Consider the following 21,975-nt stretch of genomic DNA (forward strand, 5'->3'; position numbering starts at 1 on the left):
GTTATGAACTCTAAAAAAAATATTGATAGAATTAAAAGAATATTTTATAATTTTAAATTATACGCTTGTTTCGAAAAACGGAATTCAAGTTCCGAAATTCGGAACAAAAAGGAGATAGGATGAGTATAAATAAAACAGCAGTAAAGACAATGGATATTTTGGAGTTGTTTTATGAGCATGACGAGCTAAGTTTAACAGAAATGGTTCAGCTTACAAATATGCCGAAAACATCTGTTTATCGTTTAATTGGCTCGCTAGAAGAAATGGAGTTTTTACAAAAAAGCGAGAAAGGGAGATATCGTCTAGGAGTCGTTTTTTTACGATTTGGTCAACTTGTTTCGCAAAGATTATCAGTAAGAAATATTGCGATTCCATATATGAAAGAGCTTAGAGATAGTTTAGGGCAAGCAGTTAATTTAATTATTCAAGATGGTAATGATGCGATTTACGTTGAAAAGATGGAAGGAGTTCAGCCGGTACGTGTTTATACGGCGGTTGGAAGAAGAGCTCCTCTATATGCAGGTGCATGTCCTAGAATTTTACTATCGTATTTTTCTGAGGAAGAGAAAAGAAAGTACATAGAGGAAACAGATTTAAAGCAGTTTGCAGATGGAACAATCGTGAATAAGGAGCATTTACTAGAAGTGTTACATATGGCAAAAAAAGCTGGATATACAATTAGTTATTCTGAATTAGAAAATCATACAGCAGCTATAGCAGCGCCAATTTTCGCAAATGATGGAACGGTTGTAGCGGGTATTAGTATTTCAGGTGTAGCAATTGAGTATAGCGAAAGTAACATTTCATATTTTATTGCGAAAGTGAAAGAAACAGCGAACCGTATTTCGAAAGAACTCGGCTTTTGGGCATAGAAAGAGGGAATAGGATGAAATTTTCTGCGTTAGGGGATCAAGCAATTATTGTTACATTTGGCGAAGAAATTAGGATGGATATATACGAAAAAGTACAACGATTATTTCAAGCACTGCAGCAGCACCCATTTGCGGGAATGATTGAATGCGTCCCGTCGTTTACTTCATTGGCCGTTTACTACAATGTGTACGAAGTATGGAAGGAAAATGATAGAAGTGTAAGACCATATGATTACGTATGCCAGTACATAAATGAACTATATGATACTAATAAGGAAGAGCTGAAAAGAGATGTGAAACATATTTCTATACCAGTTTGTTACGGGGGAGAATATGGGCCAGATTTAGAAGAGGTCGCAAATTATCATGGGTTACAAGTAGAAGATGTTATTCGAATACATAGTGAAACAACATATTTTGTGTATATGTTAGGTTTCACACCAGGGTTCCCGTATTTAGGCGGATTACCGAAAGAACTAGAAACACCTAGAAAAGAAACACCACGGTTACAAATTGCACCTGGTTCAGTAGGTATTGGTGGGAATCAGACGGGGATATATCCACTAGAAACACCGGGTGGATGGAATATTATTGGCCGAACACCGATTTCACTATTTAACCCGAAAGAAGAGACACCAACATATATTCAAAGTGGTATGTATTTACGATTTATACCGATAACAAAGGAAGAGTACGTATCGCTTGAGGGGGCTAAAGAATGGATGTAGAGGTTTTGCATGCAGGAATGTTTACAACAGTCCAAGATTTAGGGAGATCTCATTATCAACAATACGGTGTACCTGTTGGCGGGGCTATGGATCAAAGTGCACTTAGAATGATTAATATGTTAGTTGGTAATGAAGAGAATGAAGCGGGACTCGAAATGACGATTATGGGACCTAAATTGTTAATAAAGAAAACGACTTTACTCGCGATTGGCGGTGCGGATATGGAACCGTTGTTAAATGGTGAACGCATCCCGTTATGGCGTCCAATCCTAGCAGAAGAAGGTAGCATGCTTTGTTTCGGAAAAGCGAAAAACGGGTGTAGGACATATGTAACCTTTGCAGGCGGTATAAATATTGATCGTATGATGGGAAGTAAAAGTACTTACATACGTGCTGCTCTTGGCGGTATTGAAGGAAGAATGCTGAAAAAAGGAGATTATTTTCAAATTGGTAAAGGGGCAGACATTGCGAGTCGCTTCATCCAAAATTTACAAGATGAAGAGCGTATAAAAACGAAATGGGCAATTTGTAACAATGTTTTACCGAAATATAAGAAGCATCCAATACTTCGCGTCATAACAGATTTTGAATATGATCAGTTTACAGAAAAGAGTATAGACTCATTTTTTACGAAAGAGTATAAAGTGTCTAATTATGCTGATCGTATGGGATATAGGCTTGACGGAGAAGTTTTAAATAGAGTTAAAGAAATAGAAATTTTATCGAGCCCAGTTACATTCGGAACCATTCAAGTTCCAAACGGTGGACATCCTATTATATTAATGGCAGATAGACAAACGACAGGTGGCTATCCGAGAATTGGCAATGTCATTTCAGTAGATTTACCTCTTCTTGCTCAGCTAAAACCAGGGGACTATGTTTCTTTTGGGAAAATTACGATAGAGGAAGCTGAGCAATTATATATAGAACAGGAAAAAGATATGAGTCTATTAAAGAAATTCATCGCTTTACGAAGCTGAAATTAGGAGGAAAACATCATGAAGACAATCGATTTAAATTGTGATTTAGGAGAAAGTTTTGGAGCCTATAAGATGGGGAATGACGATGAAATCCTTCCATTCGTTTCCTCTATAAACGTTGCTTGCGGTTTTCACGCTGGTGACCCGACTGTTATGAGGCAAACTGTTGAAAAGGCCTTGGAGCATAACGTAGCAATAGGCGCACATCCTGGATTTCCTGATTTAATTGGATTTGGGAGAAGAAATATGAACGTTTCAGCAAGTGAAGTATACGATTATGTTTTATATCAAATCGGCGCATTAGATGGGTTTGTGAAAGTGGCTGGAGGGACTATGCAGCACGTAAAACCGCACGGTGCGTTATATAATATGGCGGCAACGAATTCAGAAATTGCAGATGCAATTGCAAAGGCAATTTCACATATAAATCCAAATCTATCACTTTACGGGTTAGCAAATAGCGAGGCATTTATACGGGCTGCGGAAAAATATAACGTAACTCTCGTGCAAGAAGCTTTTGCGGATCGTACGTATAAGCAAGATGGAACATTAACGAGTCGTACAGAAGAAAATGCGCTCATAAAAAATGAAGACGAAGCAATAAAGCAAGTGCTTCAAATGGTGAAAGAAGGATATGTAGAAGCGGTGCACGGAGGGAAAGTAGCAGTTCAGGCACAAACAATTTGTTTACATGGTGATGGAGAGAAAGCAGTACAATTTGCGAAAAGAATATACGGAACATTCGAACTTAATGATGTTACTATATGTGCGCCGAAATAAAAAATGAGGGGAAGTGCTAGAAATGATTAAATTAATCGGGATACTAATCGTTGCAGTTGGGTTTTTATTTAGACTAAATACATTGTTAGTAGTTATGGTTGCAGGTATTGTTACTGGTATGGTTTCTGGTTTAAGTTTTCATGATGTCATCAGCATGTTCGGTAAATTTTTCATAGAAAATAGATATATGTCTATGCCGATTATACTAACTTTACCGGTAATCGGAATTTTAGAGCGTTATGGCTTAAAAGAAAGAGCAGAAGCACTTATAACGAAATCAAAAGGAGCAACAACTGGAAGAGTATTAATGTCCTATTTTACGATAAGAGAATCATCAGCAGCGCTAGGTCTTAATATTGGTGGTCATGCACAAACGGTAAGACCACTCGTTGCCCCGATGGCAGAAGGAGCTGCGCAAGGAAGATACGGTAAACTCCCTGAAAAATTGAGAGAAAAGATTAAAGCAAACGCAGCAGCTGCGGAAAATACAGCTTGGTTTTTCGGAGAGGATATATTTATCGCGACAGGTGCCATTTTATTAATGAAAGGATTCTTCGATTCAGTAGGTATGCATGTCGGAGTATGGGATATGGCGCTTTGGGGAATTCCAACTGCAATATCCGCACTAATTGTGAGCTGGATTAGGTTTAGAAGATTGGATAAATATATAGAGAAAACAATGAAGGCAGAAGTAAAAGAAGAGAAGGAGGCAATATAATATGAACATCATAACTATGGATACAATCTACTATGTATTAGGTATAATTGTTGCCTTTATCGCTGTGCGTATTGCATTCGATCGTGAACATCCAAACAGATTTGGTTCTAGCTTGTTTTGGGCATTGTTTGCAGTTACATTTTTATTTGGAAATGTAATACCTTCGTTTTACGTTGGCTGTATCGTACTCGCTATGGTCGTGTTAGCTTCACTCAATAAAGTAACAAAATCCGAGGAAAAAGAAGTAGCTGTAGAAGAACGTGTGAAACATGCTGAGAAATTAAAAAATAAAATTTTTATGCCTGCACTGTTAATACCTATTTTTACAATTATCGGTACACTGACATTAGGGAAAATCAAATGGGGAAATGTCAATCTTGTTGATCCTGATAAAGTAACGTTAGTCGCATTAGCGTTAGGTGCATTACTCGCATTCGTTGCAGCGATGCGTATTACAAAAGCAAAAATAACAACGCCTGTTCAAGAAGGAAGTAGACTATTACAAGCTGTTGGCTGGGCAGTTATTTTACCGCAAATGTTAGCGGCACTTGGTGGTATTTTCGCGAAGTCTGGCGTAGGACAAGTCGTTTCTGATTTAGTCGGACAAGTGTTACCGACAGAGTATCCGTTCGTTGCTGTAATGGCGTATTGTTTAGGAATGATGCTATTCACAGTTGTAATGGGAAATGCATTCGCAGCGTTTGCCGTTATTACTGGCGGAATTGGTTTACCTTTAATTGTTCAAATGCACGGCGGGAACCCGGCAATTATGGCAGCACTCGGTATGTTTGCTGGATATTGCGGAACGCTCATTACGCCAATGGCGGCAAACTTTAATATCGTTCCGGCGATGCTTTTAGAACTGAAAGATAAGAACGCTGTTATTAAGGCGCAAGTACCAATTGCTCTTTCCATTTTCATTATAAATATGTTTATCATGTACAGCCTTGTATATCGTTTCTAATTAGGAGGATAAAAATATGAAAACAGTATTACTAACAGGATTCGATCCGTTTGGAGGAGAAAGCATCAACCCAGCTTGGGAAGTAGCAAAAAGTTTACATGAAAAAACAATCGGAGAATACAAGGTTATTAGTAAACAAGTTCCAACTGTCTTTCATAAATCAATAAGCGTATTAAAAGAGTATATAGAAGAACTAAAGCCTGAAATGATTATATGTATTGGACAAGCTGGGGGTAGACCAGATATTACGATAGAGCGAATAGCAATTAATGTTGATGATGCAAGAATTGCTGATAATGAAAGAAATCAGCCAGTGGATGTACCGGTTGTAGAAGAAGGACCGATTGCGTATTGGTCTACGCTGCCGATGAAAGCAATTGTAAAAAAACTTCGCGAAGAAGGTATACCAGCTTCCGTTTCACAAACAGCAGGTACATTCGTTTGTAATCATTTATTCTATGGTCTCATGCATGAATTAGAGAACCATGATAAGAAAATAAAAGGCGGATTTGTTCATATTCCGTTCTTACCAGAACAAGCTACTAACTATCCAGGTCAACCGAGTATGTCACTTTCTACTATTAGTAAAGGGATAGAGTTGGCAATTGAGGTAACGACGGAAGTAGAAGTAGATATTGTAGAGTGCGGGGGCGCGACGCATTAAGTAAAAGTATGTTAATTAAAGAGGGCTGATGTAGCCCTCTTTGTGTGTTTGTATTAATAATAATTCGTTATTTATATACTTTTATTTAATAATTTTATAAATTCATGTGATTTTAATATATTTTGATATTAAAAGAGTGATTGCTAAATATACACCTATTATTTGTAAAAAAAATGTGAGATAATCTTTTTAATAGATATAATTCCTATAATGAAATAAATCGATAAATGGTTTCATTAGTGATTGTTTAAGTGTAAAGAATTACATTAACGAAGTGAGTGAATTGAGTGGATGAATTTGAAAAATTAATTATTAGGAGTAAAAAGCTAGAGAATGAATCGAAGTTGTTACGAGAAGATATGAAAATGATTATTGATGAAAATGATAGGGTTAAAGAAGTTGCTGAAAACGCAAGTTTCTATTTGAAAGATATTGATAGGAAGTTTGCAGAAGCAACGAAATTAGACATCAAGGATTATTCATTTCTATTTTTAGCAGTGTCCTTACAATGTTTAAGGCAGTATCTTTTAACTCCTTTTGAAGAACGCAGTACCCACGATGTCAGTGAAAAAGACTACAAAAAGAGAGAAAAAGAGATTTTTGATGATAAGTTTGGTCAAATAGATAACGAAGCAAATAGCATAAGTTATACAGCTTCATTAAGTGACATAATAGCAAATGGGGTACCGTATGATGTGCAATTTGGTAGTCCAAATTTTGATCTTGGGCTGAGTGGTAATGCGCATCGTTATAGAACGCTGGGACATGATCCATTATTAGGTTGGATATTTGGAACTTCGAACATTATGACTAGTACTCTAACTAGCTGGAAACTAAATACGTATCATATAACGCCATCTCCAATGGCAAATGGCAATTTGAAATCAAAAATAACGGAACAGGCTGATACTGCAATCATGTTTGAGAAAGCAAAAACTCGGGCTTTTAATGAACCGGAGATACTTGCGGCTGCATTAATAAAACAAGGATTACACATAAAATCTGATGAATATTCAAAAGCAGGCTTACCGATACCAGGTACTATTTTACTTTCACCAGACTTTTCTCAAGAACTTGCTCAGTACGGTATTGATGCTGGTAATTTAAAAACAGTTGGGAAACAAGTCACATACTCTATATTAATTAATATGTTAATAGCTATGCTTCATAGAATCTTCTATAACGAAGAAACATGTGGCTCATTAGATTTATATAAAGTGAAAACAAGAAAAATATTGATGTACTCAAATATAATTGCTTCTGCTAGTAACCTTGTTGTAGTGGCAGTTGAGTCTGCACTAAAAAGAAAACCAACCATAAGGAATTTAGATATTGGGGGTTTGTTGGTTACTTTATATCGTATTGCCACAGATACTCAATTTATAGCAAATGTAAAAGCTGAATTCATTTACAATAATTTTAATCAGCTAATACAAGGTGAAGAATACAATTTTAATATTAAATAAGGGGTAAAGAAATGAATCCAAATTCGAATGAGAGAATGAAAACAGACAATCTTTTGAGGAGGATACATGCGCAAAAGTGCGACTCTCTTTTTACACGATTATTTAAATCAGAAAGTGATTATTTAGATGAGGGATATAAAGAAGCAAGTGATGTTTACGCTAGAATAATAGAGGAACTAAATGAGGGGTTTCTGGAAATGTTGTCAAAGCTCGAGGAAACTGATGAAGAAAAGAAAAAATTAATTAATTACTTAATATTAGTTATTAACAAGCTAAGAGAAGATAATTTAAATACTGACAACGACGAACGAATGAAATTGCTTAATAGATGTTTAGATGTATTTAATGATGATGTAAACTCTTTTTCTTCTAATGATATGAAATACTTGGCATTAGATAATAAATTTTCTGATTGGAGACATGTATATGGTATTTCTAAGTAGTACCGAACGAAGGTTCAGGATGGAAGGATATTCTAAATGTGAATCAATATATAATAAAAAGATTGAGGAGCAAAAGGATGAATTTGATAAAAAAACACAAGATTTAATGAAGAATCTTGATGAAAAAGAACAGTTGATAACAGACTTAATTTTGATGTTAAAAAAAGAAAAAAATAAATCCGATAAAGACTCAAACATTATTAATGTTCTAGAAATGAGTGTTTCTGTTCTTCGAGAGGATATTGAAAATCTTTCGGGATTAAGCGCAAATAATTTACTAGAAGATAAAGGGATTCCTACCCAAATAAAATTATTAGAATAAGTTGGATATATAGTATTTTAGTAACTCTCTACATAACTTCATTTACTGTAACAACCAAAAAACTATTTCTTTTATTGAAATCCTCCAAAAGAAATAGTTTTTTCACATATATCCCTTTAGTAATCTTTATTTTATTTGTATATATAGCAATGGGAAAACTCCAGCTCATTAGTATTTTAAACCATGAATGAGTTGGGGGTTTGGTCTTTTATTCGCAAATTTCCCGGTCATCAAGTAAATCGATGACGCAGTCTTTATGTTTAAAAAGCTCCTCTTTAGATAAATAGTCAGCTCTCTTACCAAGTTGCAGTAGTCTATTAGGTATGTTTTGTTTTCCTAGAAATATCATTGCTCCAGCATACAGTATATTGCGTTTGTGTGGAGATTGCTATGGTTATAGAAAAAAAGAGTAACCCGTTTGGCTACTCTTCACATAGAAATTTGTATTTGTTTATTTCAATAAGAGACCGTTATTGAAGTCCCTTCATGAAATTTTGGATTTTTGATGATAATGCAAACAGCAGGATGCTAACTAAAATGGAGATAGCACCAATAACACCAAAGTAAATTGATTCTGTTGCAGGATTATACAGTTTAACAACTTGGGCATTTATTGCTTGCGCAGACGCAGTTGATAAGAACCATAAGCTCATGGTTTGCGAAGAGAAAGCAGCTGGAGCCAGCTTCGTCGTTATTGATAATCCTGAAGGAGATAAACAAACTTCTCCAATTACAATTAAAAAGAAGCTAAGGACTAACCACATAGGATTCACTAAAGAGTGAGTACCGTTGATTAAAGCCGGAATAATCATAACTAAGAATGATAAACCTGCAAATAGCAATCCAATAGCGAATTTTTTTGCCGTTGAAGGCTGCTTCTTGCCTAACTTTATCCAAATCCATGCAAAAATCGGTGCAAGTGTTACGATAAAGATTGGACTTAATGATTGGAACCAAGCGGAATGCAATGTAATTCCATTGAACTGTAATTGAGTTCGTTGATCCGCATATGTCGCTAAGATAATAGCACCTTGTTCTTGTATAGACCAAAATATTGTAGCTGCAATAAAGAGTGGTATATACGCAAGAAGACGAGATTGCTCTACTTTTGTTGTTTTAGGGCTACGATACATATAAATGAAATAATAAGCTGGAATAACAATTCCTAAGATACTAATCAGGAATGTAAAACGATTTATAGTTAACAACCCAGTTGGAATTGTAACCACACCTAGCAATATTAGTACAATCAGACCAACACTGAAATACTTAATAGTCTTTTTTCTTTCCGATTCTGATAATGGATTAGGTACTTGCGTACCGACTAGACCAAGGTTTTTCTGTTTTGTTCCAACAAATACCCCTAACCCAATTGCCATACCAATTGCCGCAACTCCAAAACCAAGGTGGAAATTATATTGCTGACCTAATGTTCCGACAACTAAAGGTGCAAGTAAGGCACCTAAGTTAATACCCATGTAGAATATACTGAACCCGGAGTCACGACGCGCATCTGTTTTACTGTATAAACTTCCTACGATGTTCGATATGTTAGGCTTTAACAACCCTGTTCCTAGAATTAAGAAGACCATAGAGATAAATAACGCACTTTTACTACCTGGTAAAGCTAAAATAAGATGGCCAATCATAATTAAAACGCCACCAAAGAATACGGTTTTACTTGGACCAAATAAACGATCCGATATCCATCCACCGATAATACTAGACATGAACAGTAAGGAGCCGTAAATTGCCATTATCGAGGTTGCGGTAGATTGATCAATTCCTAATCCACCTTTTGCGACCGAATAGTACATATAATATAGCAAAATAGCTCTCATTCCATAATGAGAAAACCTTTCCCAAAACTCAGTGAAGAATAAAGTGAATAATCCTTTTGGATGCCCAAAAAATCCTGTTTGAGGAATACTTTGAGCAAGTTCGTTTTTTTCTTTCATAATGTTAATATTTCCCCTTATTAATTTTTGATATTATATAAGTATAACTTAAGAGGCTGGAATTTAAAAGGTTTTCCCCAGTAGTCCGTAATTATTTAAGCCCATCGATGAAGAAAAGCAGCCTTCTGGCTGCTTTCTAAATGAATTGAAAAATCGTCATGTAGTAAGTAAACCGAATTATACAACACCTACTGTAAACAACTGGTATAATAAGTATAGGAAAATACATAGAGGTGATTTTTGTGCAGCAATTTGAAGAAGTACGTTCAATTTTAGAAAAAGCGAAGAAAATTACAGTATTAACAGGTGCTGGTGCCAGTACGGAAAGCGGTATCCCAGATTTTCGTTCAGCAAATGGATTATATGCTGATGCGAATGTAGAGATGTATTTATCAAGAGGATATTATAACCGAAGTCCGAAAGAGTTTTGGAAGCATTATAAAGAAATATTTCAAATTAATACATTTCACCAGTATAAAGCAAATCGTGGGCATCGCTTTTTGGCTGAGCTAGAAGAACAAGGGAAAGATATAACGATTTTAACGCAAAATATTGACGGTTTGCATCAAGTAGGTGGTAGTAAACATGTCATTGATTTACACGGAACACTGCAAACAGCACATTGTCCGAAGTGTAAATTGGGATATGATTTACAGTATATGATTGATCATGAAGTACCACGCTGCGAGAAGTGTAATTTCATTTTAAATCCAGATGTTGTTTTATACGGAGATACACTGCCGCAATATCAAAATGCGATAAAACGTTTATATGAAACAGATGTACTTCTCGTTATGGGAACGTCATTAAAAGTACAGCCTGTCGCTGCATTCCCAGAAATCGCAAAGAGGGAAATAGGAGCAACAACTATTTTAGTAAATGAAGAATTAACAGGACAGGAATATAATTTTGATTTTGTTTTTCAAGAAAAAATTGGTGGATTTGTTGCAGGGTTATCTTCGATTAAATAAATTGATGTTTTCGTAAAGAAACTGAGGTGTATAGAGAGCACCTCAGTTTTTTATTTGGGTAATCGTTGTTTTAAACCACATGAAAACATGTCGATAATGTAGTAACCACATCTCTATAATTTATAAAAAAGTGTTTGGTAGGTAAAATAGCAGCGTAAGAAGAAATATTATCTTTAGCGAATACACAATCGTCATAAAGTAAGCTAATATGTAGCAGGTGTAAAGGTTCTATTTGATTTTGCTTAAGATATAAAACTAAGTCATTATAAAGTTGCTCACTATACTCACTTACAGAATGTTCTAATGAAAGCTGACCTGCTATGCTAGTCCACCATACTTTAAAACTACATATTAATTCTTTGAATGATTCTTCATTACATACACGGGTGTCAAAAAGCTTCTCATAAAACATATGATTCTCCTCATGGAAAATTTGTAAATCATATCTGTCGTTAGCAATTTGTTTATGGAGTGTATGCCATAATTCTTTGAAATTTGCTTCAAAATCATTAGAGAAATTTAATTTTCTTGCTATGTAAGGGAACCGTAAATTCCCTTTGTTCTCTTTTTGATTGAGATAAATATTTTGAATATAAATCATAAAGTTTAAACAATGCGACGTATTAGTATGTATTGTAAACGAATCAGGCATTTTCATTTACTCCTCCGTAATGTCTTTTATTGATTTATCTCTTTAGTATACAAAGAAATGTAAACGAATGGTATAAAAAACCAGTTTTATACTCTCTTTCTTTTTGAATACCGTTCATGTTATTGCTTATTAAGGGAATGGTAATAAATAGGATGATAAATTAAAAAACTGAAAATTAAATCTTTTCTTTCTTTTGTAATTAATATAAAATTCTATATATATCATATAAATAAATTTGATACATAATCATTTAAGCGTAGAAGTTAATAGAATGAAGCGAGGGAGCGAAATGAGGCAGAAAAAGGAGAAACAGAAACAGCCGAAAAAGAAAAAGACTCATATTCCATTTCGGTTAAATGTACTATTTTTTATCGTCTTTCTTTTATTTTCAGCTATTATAATTCAATTAGGTAAAGTACAAATTATTGATGGAGAAACGTATAGAAATGAAGTGAACAAAAAGGAAGATGTGACGGTGAGCACTCCGGTTCCTAGAGGGAAGATGTATGATCGGGAAGGTCAAGTGATTGTAAATAATAAACCGTTACGAACTGTTACATATACGAAAATGAAAGGAGTAGACTCGAAAGAGGTTTTACAAGTAGCAAGGGATTTAGCACAGTTAATTGAAATGCCGCAAGAGGATATGGATAAGTTAACGGAGACTGATAAGAAAGATTTTTGGATGCAGTTAAATGAAAAGCGTGCCGCAACAAAAGTAACGAAAGAAGATGAAAGTAAATTTAGAAAGCAGGAAGTAGAAGGGAAAGAATTAGATAAAAAAGTAGAAGAATTGCGCCGAGAAAGAATTACACAAGAAGAATTAAATGAACTTTCAAAAGATGATATAGAAGTGTTAGCAATTAAAGGTAAAATGAATGCGGGATATAAAATGACACCGCAAATTGTGAAAAAAGATGTGAGTCTAAATGAATATGCAGTCGTAAGTGAAAGGTTGGCAAGTTTGCCAGGAGTAGATACGACTGTGGATTGGGAACGTGAATATCCAAATGATAAAATACTCCGTTCTGTCCTTGGTAGTGTTTCTAGTGAAAATGAAGGATTACCGAGAGAGCAATTAGACTACTATTTAGTACGAGATTATAATCGAAATGATCGTATTGGTAAGAGTTATATCGAAAAACAATACGAAGATGCGCTGCATGGCACGAAAGAACAGACGAAAAATATTATAGATAAAACTGGAAATATAGTTCGGACTGAAAAAGTGACAAAAGGAAAAAGTGGAAATAATTTAATGTTAACAGTTGATATGGAGTTACAGAAAAAAGTGGAGGAAAGTCTTGAAAAGAATTTACGAGCATTTCATTCTTCAGAACCGATGATGGATCGCGCATTCGTTGTAATGATGAATCCGAAAAACGGTCAAATTTTATCAATGGCAGGAAAAAGAATTGTAAATAAAGAAGGCGAGATGCAAATAGAAGACTACGCTTTAGGAACGATGATAAGCTCTTATGAGTTAGGATCGACGGTGAAAGGAGCTACGTTATTAGCTGGATATCAAACAGGAGCGATTAAGCCATATACGCATTTTTTTGATGCGCCAATGTACTTTAAAGGAAGTTCGAAGCCGAAGAAATCGTGGAAAGACTTTGGAGATATTGATGATTTAAGAGCATTGCAAGTTTCATCCAATGTCTACATGTTTAATACAGCGTTAAAGATTGCAGGGATTGATTATGTACCAAACAATCCGCTAGATATTAAACAAGAAGCGTTTAATAAAATGCGTTATTACTTTAGACAATTTGGTTTAGGTGTGCCAACTGGTATTGACCTGCCGAATGAATCGATTGGTCAAGTAGGTAGAACTGATAATATACCTGGTTTTTTACTTGATTATGCGATTGGACAATATGATACATATACACCGCTTCAGCTCGCCCAATATATTTCAACGATTGCAAATGGCGGTTACCGAATGAAACCACAAATTGTGCAAGAAGTTAGGGAACAACCAAATAGACCAGAGGATGTTGGAAAAGTCATTCGGACGATTGAACCAACTGTATTAAATCGAGTAGATATGGACATTTCCTATATAAATCATGTGAAAGAAGGATTTAGAAGAGTATTCCAAGAAGGGGATGGAACAGGTACTGGAACGTTTAAAGGATTACCGTATAAACCAGCTGGAAAAACAGGAACAGCTGAGACAGTGTATGGTGGAGAAAGTGATATTGGAAGAGATGAGAACTATAACCGAAAAAAATGTTATAATTTAACTCTTGCCGGTTATGCGCCATATGATGCTGATCCGGAAGTCGCTTTTTCAGTTGTTGTACCATGGGTGAATAATGATAAATCAGGAATTAATTCCGCGATTGGTAAAGAAATTTTGGATGCGTATTTTGAATTGAAAACGAAAAGATCGGGTGCAAATCCAGTCCCAATAGAGCAACAGAACAAGGCACAGTAAAAATAGTATCATTGCACAGAGACAAATTGTGCAGTGATACTATTTTTGGAGTTAAAAAGCGTTTGAATAAGGTGGGAATGGATATGAAAGAGGAGATTAAGGGAGGCTGGGGGAAGTACATATTATTTATATTCGTCATGATAATAGCGTACCATTCGTTTACTTTATGTAAGGTGGAAGGAAAATCAATGCAGCCGACTTTATATGAAGGAGACTACGTATTTGTAAATAAAGCAGCAGTTCATTTTTCAAATTTACAGTACGGAGAAATTATCATTATTAAAGCAGAGGATGAATCGAAATATTATGTGAAACGTGTAATAGGGCTTCCAGGTGATGTAATTAACATCACGAATGGAACTGTATATGTAAATGATAAAAAGAAAGATGAACCTTACATAAATCAAGATTTATATAACAATACACAAGTGTTTTACAACTTTCAAAAGACAAGGATTCCACCCAATAAGTTATTTGTAATGGGGGATAACCGTGAACTTAGTAGGGATAGTCGCAATGGTTTAGGATATATTGAAGAAGATAATGTAATCGGAAAGGTAGAATTTGTGTATTATCCTTTTTCAAAAATGAAAATCATAGAATAAGTGGGGAATTCATAAAACCCCACTTATTAAAGTGTCACTTTATTTTCTTTAAAAAACCTTTTGGATTAAAAGATATGAAAAATTTATGTTTAGATTCATCGATTATGAAATTGTTGTTTTTAGTTAAAAACTCTTCAACAGCTTCCATCGGGCCAGGACCCCAATTGGGAAGAAGAGGGTTCCCGTTAATAGATGTATCCTCTACAATAATATAACTACCAGTAGTGACGATAGATTTATATAGTAAGAGTTCTTTTGATACATGCTCTTTGCTATGATCAGAATCTAAAATAACTAAAATGACATCATCAGGTTTGCGCATACTTACTATTGTTTGTACGGCCTGTACAGAAACAGAAGAAGCTGTTAAATACGTAATTCGATTATGGGATGGCCGATTTGGTTGAGGAGTTATATCGATAGTAAGTACGTGACCTTTTCCAATTAAATCTAACATAGAAGCTAAATACAGTGCACTACCACCTTGAAAAGTCCCGCATTCAATAATTAAATCGGGCTTTAGTTCATAAATGATTTCTTGGTACAAAAAGAGATCGGAGGGAAGTTTACAGATTGGAACACCGAGCCAGTGTGTATCTTTTACCCAAACGAGGCTGTCGTAGTATTGTTTTAGAAATTCACTGCTTATAGTATCGATTTTAAATGCTCCTTTCTAAAAAGGATTCTTTCGTTTGCTGTAAAGTGTTTATGAATGAAAGTTGTACTATATCTTATGTGATAAGGAATTGTAAAGCGAGTGTTTTTACTTAAAAATAAGTTAAATACCTCATGTGTAAATGGAAGGAAGTGATCGTATGTATAAGTACACAATTTGCTTTATTAGAAAAGGAAATGAAATACTCTTATTAAATAGGAATAAAAAACCGAATATGGGAATGTGGAATGGTGTTGGTGGAAAAATTGAAGACAATGAAACGCCATATGAAGGAATAATTAGAGAAACGCTTGAAGAAACAGGCATAGATCTTCCAAGTGTAACGTATAAGGGGAATGTGATTTTCAAAAATAAGGATGAGCCTAGGGGTAGTGAAGGGATGTATGTATTCCTTGCTGATTTACCAGATGGAGTACATATGGACACACCAATAAGCACGGATGAAGGCATCTTAGAATGGAAAGAAATTGATTGGATAGTAGATTGTGATAATAGAGGTGTAGTTAGCAATTTATCCAAATACTTACCAAAAGTATTAACAGAAGAAAATAAGTTAGAGCATATATTTACATATGATAACCGGAATATTATTAATTACACAACTGTACTTTTGACAGAAGATGATATGAAAAAACGTTATAAAAAACAACTTGTTTCCCAATAGAATGCATGATTAAAAATCACTCTAATCTCTAGTTAATAAAATTTTTGCATAGAGCAATCGGCAAGTAGGTTTCGATTGCTCTCACTATAATAGAGCATATATAATTGTAATTACTTAAACTGGAACAAAAAAGAGGTGGCTTTGCCATCTCTTTTTTGTTATCTGTGAATCGCTTTAATCATAAAGCGATGTTGATTCACATCAAAATATCCTTTTTGTAAGATAATCTCATGTATACGAAATAATTCTTCATAATACCTTTCGACAGTAAAATCAGGCATTTGCCACGGAATTGCTTTTAAATAATAGACGATAGCGCCAATGTCATAAAAACGTTGGAAAGGAAATTCTTCTTTTGCTTCTAAAATAGTAAATCCATTTTGCTCTAACTCACCACATGTAGTTTCGAGTGACCAACTTGCAAATTCGCTATTTAGCGGTGTGCCAAACTGCTCATTAAGTTCCGCACAATCAAGACCGCCAACTTGCTGTGTAAGAAATATCCCATTAGGAGAAAGGATTCTGCTTACCTCAGAAGCAGCATAGGATTCATGTTGATTCATAATGAAATCAAACTGACCATCTTGAAATGGTAAAGCAGTATCATCGGTCAACTCTACAACAGTAACCCCTAAAGGCTCTAATTTTTTTCGAGCAATTGACACGTTTGGTGCGTAGCCCTCAGTTGCATAAATAGTTGAGGGGAACGGTTGTAACATAGACAAAAACTCTCCGCCGCCAGTACCCATATCTAACATTGATTCTGCACGCTGCATAAGCTGGAAAGCTGTGCTGCCGTACGACCACGATAAAGGCTCGCTCTTCATTCGGCCCGTTTCTGAAATGAAAGAAAAATCCCAGCCGCTAAAATGTGTATTTGCACTTTCTAATAGCGTTAAAAATAATGGATCACGTTTCATAATTTTGTCCTCCTATTTTTTAATGGATGATATGATGAGAAAAAAAGGGAGGACCTCTTATTAAAGAGAAGTGGTTTTACGTTTCGTGTTCGAATCGATTCATATAAGTTTGCTCCTTGCAAGAATGGTTATTTATATATTCGGGATAATTGAGTGAAAATCCTTTGAAGCTATAAGAGAGGGCAATTGTTTAATGAAAAAATGGATTGAGTTTATCGTGTAATTTTTCATTCATATGCTACAAAAAATATTTTTATTTTCTCCATAAAATGGTAAAATTAGATTGGGGTGGAATTGTGAAAAAATTTAGTGTGTTATCAATAACCTTGATGATTTTGGGACTAGTATTGTTTGGATTAAATTGGATAATAGATGGCAATTCTGAGCCTATTGTCCTTTTGGGTTATATCTCTTTTTTAGTCGGCATTGTTCTAAGTTTTATCGCGATTGTTAAACGTGAAGATGGAAACTTAAAATTCATATCACTTATTTCTTTCTTCGTTGTGATGTTTTTAATTACTTGGTTTGAGTCGTTTCAGATACTACGAATTATTACGTGGTTAAAAAATATCTATTAAAATCTAAAATGTCGGTAAAAATGGGGAACCTTAAATTTAGGAAACCCAACATATACTTAGGGGTTTCCTATTTTATTACACAGTTTTAGTATAGTCCGTCCCTCATAATTGTGTAAGTGGAGAGTTGCTAAAATAGTATTATTTTCTCATTACTCTCCCGATAACTTTTTGTGTTTTTTCATCAACAAGTTTGATAATGTCGCCCAACAAAGCACTTTTTTTAGAACTTAACGTAACCATTGACACTTCTTTACCATCGAAGGAAGGGTCAATTAAACTAAATCTCTTTGTGTCTGCTGTTACTTTACTTACTTTTGCGTCTTTCCAATCACCGACAATTTCTTTTCGTTCCGAGTCAGTAAGCGAATTCCAAGCAATTTCCCGCACGTCTTTTGTTGTTTGTACTGCTTTTGTTCCTGTTTGCTTATCTGAGCTTTGGCAACCACTTAAAACGAAAGAGTGTAAGACTATTGCTGATAGAAGTAGAATTCTCATTATTTTCAAAGTAATTCTCCTTTCTGTGTATAGATTTAATACTAATTAGATTATCTTATCTTATTTTCTTTAATTAATTATTATCGAACTATTCGGATTACAAAGTTTTAATCGAAACTATACATTTGACAATCGCAAACTGTCAAATGTGTAAGTCATTTCAAATATAAATGATGTTAATAGAAATTCTTTAATATGTTGCTTAGTGCTTTCATTACTGTGACTAACAGAGCCTATTCAAAAAGCAAAAACGCTTATACTTCATTTTTGAAGCATAAGCGTTTTTGTGTAAAATACTCAAAAAGAAAAATCTTTTGGTAAAGTACCATTTTTTATCACCGTTCGTAACCCATGTTTTATAATCCAAGGGTTAACTGGATGCTGGTTATCGCGTAATTGCTGTAACCATTGAAAAACGAGCTCTTTATTTTCTTTCGTAATATCATTAATATGATTGGCTACAGATTTTTGAACATATTTAGAAGGGTCATTCATTAATGGCTCAAGAAGTTTTAAATTGTTCTTAAAATCACCTTTCAGAGCTCCCATTTTTTTAGCCCAAGGAAGTCTTGGTCTAGTACCTTCAGAAACTAATCTTCTAATGTGGCTGTTGTCGTCATGAATCCACTTTTGTAATATGTTTAGTGTGTCTTCGTGGTATGTTTCAAGAAAAGGCCGGATGGCATATTCAGCAGTATTCCGTTTTGTTATTTCATACATGGCGTCGAATGAGGATTGAAAATCGTTAAGCCCATATTTTTCAACGTATTTTGCAATAGGCATGTACATATATCCGTTTGTAAATGTGCCTACTTCTGTTGTATTTTCTGGTCCCAATGTTTTCAGTAATATATGTATTGCTTCACTAAAATCTTTTTGTAATGCATTGTGTAATTCATCTGCGATTACTTCAATACGTTGCTTTAATTCTAAATTTTCAACTTTACATGTTACGGAAGCTACAAAGGTTTTTTTAGAGAAATTAGAATCATGTTTACAAATAGAATCAGCCATTTTTTCTGCTAATTCTTCATTAAATAAAAATTTTAACGGAACATATTTACCCATATTTTCACCTCAGTGATCAGTTGAAAACAAGTTTTATTTTTTAATCGACAACCCATAAACCAAAGTTTCACTAGGAGTCGTAATACTAAAACCTGTCGTCTTATAATCCAGTTTCACTGTATCACCAGTATAGTCTTTCGTGAATGAATCCATTTGTACGATAAGGTCTGCATCTTCATAGACAACATCATCTGCATGATAGGTATCCCAAATTAAATCAACATCAACGAAAATGCTACAAGAGTTTGTCATTGTTCCCCTAATGCGAATGATTTTTTTATCTTCACGTTCTAGTCTATGTATAGCTGCTTTTGCTTCATCAGTAATACGAATGTTCATAGTATCCCAACCTTTATGTATATTTCCTTTATTATTGCAAAAACAGGAGCAATAGGGAAGGGAGAAGCATTGCAATAAAAAACGAGCAAACAAATTTGTTTGCTCGTTGCACTTTTATTTTAGTTCACATTTATCAAGTGGAATCACTTTTGTTTTCTTCGTAAATTTATATCCTAACCATAGTACTAAGAAAAGTGGTAAACCGATGTAAGAAACGAATACACCGTTCCAATCGATAGATTCTCCCATGAATGCGCCATAGTTTTGTCCTAAAATGACGATGACACAAAGTGCAAATGCGAAGATTGGACCGAACGGGAACCATTTTGCTCTATATGGTAAGTCTTTTAAATCTTTTCCTTGTGCGATATATGCTTTACGGAAACGATAATGACTAATTGCAATTCCGACCCAGGCGATAAAGCCAGACATTCCAGATGCGTTTAATAACCAAATGTATACAACACCGTCACCGAATAAAGAAGCAATGAAAGCGACACTACCAACAATTGATGTTACGATTAATGCGTTAACAGGTACGCCGCGGCTATCCAATTTCCCTAAGAACTTCGGTGCTTTGCCTTGGCGAGCTAAATCCCAAAGCATACGAGTTGATGCATACATACCAGAGTTACCAGCAGATAGTACGGCAGTTAAAATAACAGCGTTCATAACAGAAGCAGCAAAGGCAACGCCCGCTTTTTCAAAAATAAGTGTAAATGGACTTACTGTAACATCACTTGCAGCAAGGCTTTCAGTTGTGTAAGGAATTAATAAACCGATAACGAGAATCGCAAGGATATAGAATAAAAGAATACGCCAAAAGATCGAACGAATTGCTTTCGGAATATTGCGTTCTGGATCAGACGTTTCACCAGCAGCTACCCCAAGTAATTCAGTACCTTGGAAGGAGAAACCAGCTGCCATAAATACACCGATAATTGCCATAATGCCGCCGTTAAATGGTGCATCTGCAACAGTGAAGTTTTTAAAGCCAACAGATTCGCCGCCCATAATGCCGAAAATCATCATAAAACCGACAATTAAAAAGATAATAATCGTAACTACTTTAATAAGTGCGAACCAATATTCAGATTCACCAAACCCTTTAACAGATAAGTAGTTTAAAAGGAAAATAATAGCTAAACAAAGGCCACTCCAAACGAGTGAAGGTGTATCTGGAAACCAAAATTTCATAATTAACGATACAGCTGCGAGTTCAGCCGCTATCGTAATTGCCCAGTTATACCAATAGTTCCATCCAAGTGCGAAACCAAGTGATGGATCAACAAATTTTGTTGCATACGTGCTGAAAGATCCAGTTACAGGCATGTATGCTGCGAGTTCTGCTAAGCTTGTCATTAAGAAATAAACCATAATACCAATTGCGGCGTATGCAACTAATGCACCACCAGGTCCAGCTGTATGGATAACACCACCGCTGGCAAGAAATAGTCCGGTACCAATTGTACCACCGAGAGAAATCATCGTAAGGTGTCTTGATTTTAAACTACGTTTTAATTCACCTTTTCCTTGTGTAGTTTGCGTTTTAGAGGTAGTTTGATTCGTTGCGCTATTCATGTTCAACACTCCTTTTCTTGTAAGATAGGAAGGAGCGGGGGGAGAAAAGTACAAAAACCGCCAAAGGAATTTGGCGGAACGTTTCACAAATAACCACCCCATCATACCCTTCCGTTAAGATAGCACCCCACGTTTACACGGTAATTTTGTAAACGTGACAGTTCTGTTCCTTTCGGAGACAGCCCCAGCTTATAGTTCCAGAGAAGAAATATAAACTTCGGCAACTTTTCCTTTCAAACGGAGTCGGTGACATTCTCTGTGTCTCGTCCATTTTACTTTTAAAAGTCGCAACCTCTACCTCATCGGACTGATGAGGATTTATATATTGCTAAGATTTTTAATATATCGCAATTGTAATCACTTTCTGAATATATTGCAAGGAATTTTGTTAGGAAAAGTCAAAAAATATCGGTTATTGTTTAGGAAACGTTTGCAAAACTCCACCCGAACCTACTGTTATGTAACAAAAAATAAAGAAAGAAATTGTTATACAAATGTTTCGCAAAAAATGATGAAAAACCCTTTAAAATTAAAAGAAAATTCGGAAAATATAATTCGACATTCATAATGTGGTCATATTTTTTGTTATAATGAGATAAACGTTTAAAGGAAAAGGGGAAATCATTATGAAATTAGAAACGGAAAGGCTCTATATAGTACCATGTACAGAAGAGATGTTTCGTGTTGCTGAAAAACAAGGGTATAACAGTGGTCCGCATATTATAGGCCATGTAGAACATGTAAAAGAAGATGCAGCTTTATTACCTTGGGACGCATGGTATGTCATTCGAAAAGAAGATGACATCGTACTAGGGGATATAGGTTTTAAAGGGAAACCAAGCGAGAATGGTACAGTAGAAATTGGTTACGGTTTTATTGAGAAATATTGGAATAAAGGATATGCTACAGAATCTGTAGCTGAATTAATAAAGTGGGCTTTTCAGACAGGAGAAGTAGAAACGGTTATTGCAGAGACACTTCTAGATAATTATGGTTCAATCCGTGTATTAGAAAAATTACATATGAAGAGAGTAGAAGCTACAGAAACGATGATCAATTGGAAAATAGAAAAATACCGCTCGAAATAA

24 protein-coding genes and 1 riboswitch are annotated in these 21,975 nt (G+C 35.0%); of the genes, 16 read left to right on the forward strand and 8 right to left on the reverse strand.

What is annotated here, in order from left to right:
• The first annotated feature begins 119 nt into the window (after positions 1–119).
• The 10 genes from COC96_RS05255 (at position 120) to COC96_RS05300 (ending at position 7,937) form a co-directional block, all read left to right on the forward strand.
• On the forward strand, positions 120–872 hold the full coding sequence (locus COC96_RS05255) for an IclR family transcriptional regulator (RefSeq protein ID WP_098768411.1): 753 nt from the start codon (positions 120–122) through the stop codon (positions 870–872).
• A gap of 14 nt (positions 873–886) precedes the next feature.
• Positions 887–1,600, forward strand: coding sequence for a 5-oxoprolinase subunit PxpB (gene pxpB, locus COC96_RS05260; RefSeq protein ID WP_098266282.1), 714 nt, complete (start codon positions 887–889; stop codon positions 1,598–1,600).
• A complete protein-coding gene (locus COC96_RS05265) occupies positions 1,591–2,580 on the forward strand; it encodes a biotin-dependent carboxyltransferase family protein (RefSeq protein WP_098266283.1) in 990 nt (329 codons plus the stop codon). Before pxpB ends, COC96_RS05265 begins: the two co-directional genes overlap by 10 nt.
• An 18-nt stretch (positions 2,581–2,598) precedes the next feature.
• Positions 2,599–3,360 (forward strand): 5-oxoprolinase subunit PxpA, encoded by a 762-nt coding sequence (gene pxpA, locus COC96_RS05270; RefSeq protein WP_098266284.1) that lies wholly within the window; start codon positions 2,599–2,601, stop codon positions 3,358–3,360.
• Positions 3,361–3,382: 22 nt separating this feature from the next.
• The gene (locus COC96_RS05275; protein WP_140417276.1) at positions 3,383–4,078 is read left to right on the forward strand and encodes a DUF969 domain-containing protein; all 696 of its coding nucleotides are present in this window, start codon (positions 3,383–3,385) and stop codon (positions 4,076–4,078) included.
• Position 4,079: 1 nt separating this feature from the next.
• A complete protein-coding gene (locus COC96_RS05280) occupies positions 4,080–5,042 on the forward strand; it encodes a DUF979 domain-containing protein (RefSeq protein ID WP_098768412.1) in 963 nt (320 codons plus the stop codon).
• 16 nt (positions 5,043–5,058) lie between these two features.
• Complete coding sequence (pcp, locus tag COC96_RS05285; protein WP_098768413.1) at positions 5,059–5,706, forward strand: pyroglutamyl-peptidase I; 648 nt, start codon at positions 5,059–5,061, stop codon at positions 5,704–5,706.
• 287 nt (positions 5,707–5,993) lie between these two features.
• Positions 5,994–7,172 (forward strand): hypothetical protein, encoded by a 1,179-nt coding sequence (locus COC96_RS05290; RefSeq protein WP_098768414.1) that lies wholly within the window; start codon positions 5,994–5,996, stop codon positions 7,170–7,172.
• A gap of 11 nt (positions 7,173–7,183) precedes the next feature.
• Positions 7,184–7,615 carry a hypothetical protein gene (locus COC96_RS05295; protein WP_098768415.1) on the forward strand — a complete coding sequence of 144 codons (432 nt, stop codon included), beginning with the start codon at positions 7,184–7,186 and terminating at the stop codon, positions 7,613–7,615.
• 19 nt (positions 7,616–7,634) lie between these two features.
• Positions 7,635–7,937, forward strand: coding sequence for a hypothetical protein (locus COC96_RS05300; protein ID WP_257201523.1), 303 nt, complete (start codon positions 7,635–7,637; stop codon positions 7,935–7,937).
• A gap of 470 nt (positions 7,938–8,407) precedes the next feature.
• Here the strand turns inward: COC96_RS05300 and COC96_RS05305 are convergent, their stop codons facing one another.
• Positions 8,408–9,895: a peptide MFS transporter gene (locus COC96_RS05305; RefSeq protein ID WP_098768417.1), complete on the reverse strand. Its 1,488-nt coding sequence runs from the start codon at positions 9,893–9,895 to the stop codon at positions 8,408–8,410.
• A 242-nt stretch (positions 9,896–10,137) separates the two neighbouring features.
• Here COC96_RS05305 and COC96_RS05310 point away from each other — a divergent pair, with 242 nt between their 5' ends.
• Positions 10,138–10,866 (forward strand): NAD-dependent protein deacylase, encoded by a 729-nt coding sequence (locus COC96_RS05310; protein ID WP_142339955.1) that lies wholly within the window; start codon positions 10,138–10,140, stop codon positions 10,864–10,866.
• A gap of 70 nt (positions 10,867–10,936) precedes the next feature.
• Here the strand turns inward: COC96_RS05310 and COC96_RS05315 are convergent, their stop codons facing one another.
• Positions 10,937–11,518 (reverse strand): hypothetical protein, encoded by a 582-nt coding sequence (locus COC96_RS05315; protein ID WP_098768419.1) that lies wholly within the window; start codon positions 11,516–11,518, stop codon positions 10,937–10,939.
• A 271-nt stretch (positions 11,519–11,789) separates the two neighbouring features.
• On the opposite strand from COC96_RS05315, the gene COC96_RS05320 reads away from it, so the two are divergent.
• Positions 11,790–13,961, forward strand: coding sequence for a peptidoglycan D,D-transpeptidase FtsI family protein (locus tag COC96_RS05320; protein WP_141535922.1), 2,172 nt, complete (start codon positions 11,790–11,792; stop codon positions 13,959–13,961).
• 83 nt (positions 13,962–14,044) lie between these two features.
• Positions 14,045–14,566, forward strand: a complete 522-nt coding sequence (gene lepB, locus COC96_RS05325; RefSeq protein WP_098768420.1) for a signal peptidase I — start codon at positions 14,045–14,047, stop codon at positions 14,564–14,566.
• Positions 14,567–14,600: 34 nt separating this feature from the next.
• On the opposite strand, the gene COC96_RS05330 is transcribed toward lepB, so the two are convergent.
• Positions 14,601–15,224: a cephalosporin hydroxylase family protein gene (locus COC96_RS05330; protein ID WP_098266290.1), complete on the reverse strand. Its 624-nt coding sequence runs from the start codon at positions 15,222–15,224 to the stop codon at positions 14,601–14,603.
• A gap of 139 nt (positions 15,225–15,363) precedes the next feature.
• Between COC96_RS05330 and COC96_RS05335 the strand changes: the two genes are divergently transcribed.
• Positions 15,364–15,906: an NUDIX hydrolase gene (locus COC96_RS05335; protein ID WP_142339956.1), complete on the forward strand. Its 543-nt coding sequence runs from the start codon at positions 15,364–15,366 to the stop codon at positions 15,904–15,906.
• Between the two features lie 158 nt (positions 15,907–16,064).
• On the opposite strand, the gene COC96_RS05340 is transcribed toward COC96_RS05335, so the two are convergent.
• Positions 16,065–16,826 carry a class I SAM-dependent methyltransferase gene (locus COC96_RS05340; RefSeq protein WP_098768422.1) on the reverse strand — a complete coding sequence of 254 codons (762 nt, stop codon included), beginning with the start codon at positions 16,824–16,826 and terminating at the stop codon, positions 16,065–16,067.
• 296 nt (positions 16,827–17,122) lie between these two features.
• Here COC96_RS05340 and COC96_RS28345 point away from each other — a divergent pair, with 296 nt between their 5' ends.
• On the forward strand, positions 17,123–17,404 hold the full coding sequence (locus COC96_RS28345) for a hypothetical protein (protein ID WP_098266292.1): 282 nt from the start codon (positions 17,123–17,125) through the stop codon (positions 17,402–17,404).
• 138 nt (positions 17,405–17,542) lie between these two features.
• Here the strand turns inward: COC96_RS28345 and COC96_RS05350 are convergent, their stop codons facing one another.
• The 4 genes from COC96_RS05350 to COC96_RS05365 all read right to left on the reverse strand — a co-directional run bounded on the left by COC96_RS05350 (position 17,543) and on the right by COC96_RS05365 (position 20,887).
• Entirely contained in the window at positions 17,543–17,899 is a 357-nt protein-coding gene (locus COC96_RS05350; RefSeq protein WP_098252548.1) for a hypothetical protein, read from the reverse strand.
• 297 nt (positions 17,900–18,196) lie between these two features.
• Positions 18,197–18,967: a DNA alkylation repair protein gene (locus COC96_RS05355; RefSeq protein WP_098266293.1), complete on the reverse strand. Its 771-nt coding sequence runs from the start codon at positions 18,965–18,967 to the stop codon at positions 18,197–18,199.
• Positions 18,968–19,000: 33 nt separating this feature from the next.
• Positions 19,001–19,306 (reverse strand): iron-sulfur cluster biosynthesis family protein, encoded by a 306-nt coding sequence (locus COC96_RS05360; RefSeq protein WP_141536134.1) that lies wholly within the window; start codon positions 19,304–19,306, stop codon positions 19,001–19,003.
• Positions 19,307–19,420: 114 nt separating this feature from the next.
• Positions 19,421–20,887, reverse strand: coding sequence for an amino acid permease (locus tag COC96_RS05365; protein ID WP_088229538.1), 1,467 nt, complete (start codon positions 20,885–20,887; stop codon positions 19,421–19,423).
• Positions 20,888–20,999: 112 nt separating this feature from the next.
• Positions 21,000–21,192, reverse strand: a riboswitch (Lysine riboswitch).
• A 321-nt stretch (positions 21,193–21,513) separates the two neighbouring features.
• Between COC96_RS05365 and COC96_RS05370 the strand changes: the two genes are divergently transcribed.
• Positions 21,514–21,975: a GNAT family N-acetyltransferase gene (locus COC96_RS05370; protein ID WP_098768423.1), complete on the forward strand. Its 462-nt coding sequence runs from the start codon at positions 21,514–21,516 to the stop codon at positions 21,973–21,975.

It is taken from the genome of Bacillus cereus (assembly GCF_002577405.1).
Classification (GTDB): Bacteria; Bacillota; Bacilli; order Bacillales; family Bacillaceae_G; genus Bacillus_A; species Bacillus_A cereus_AU.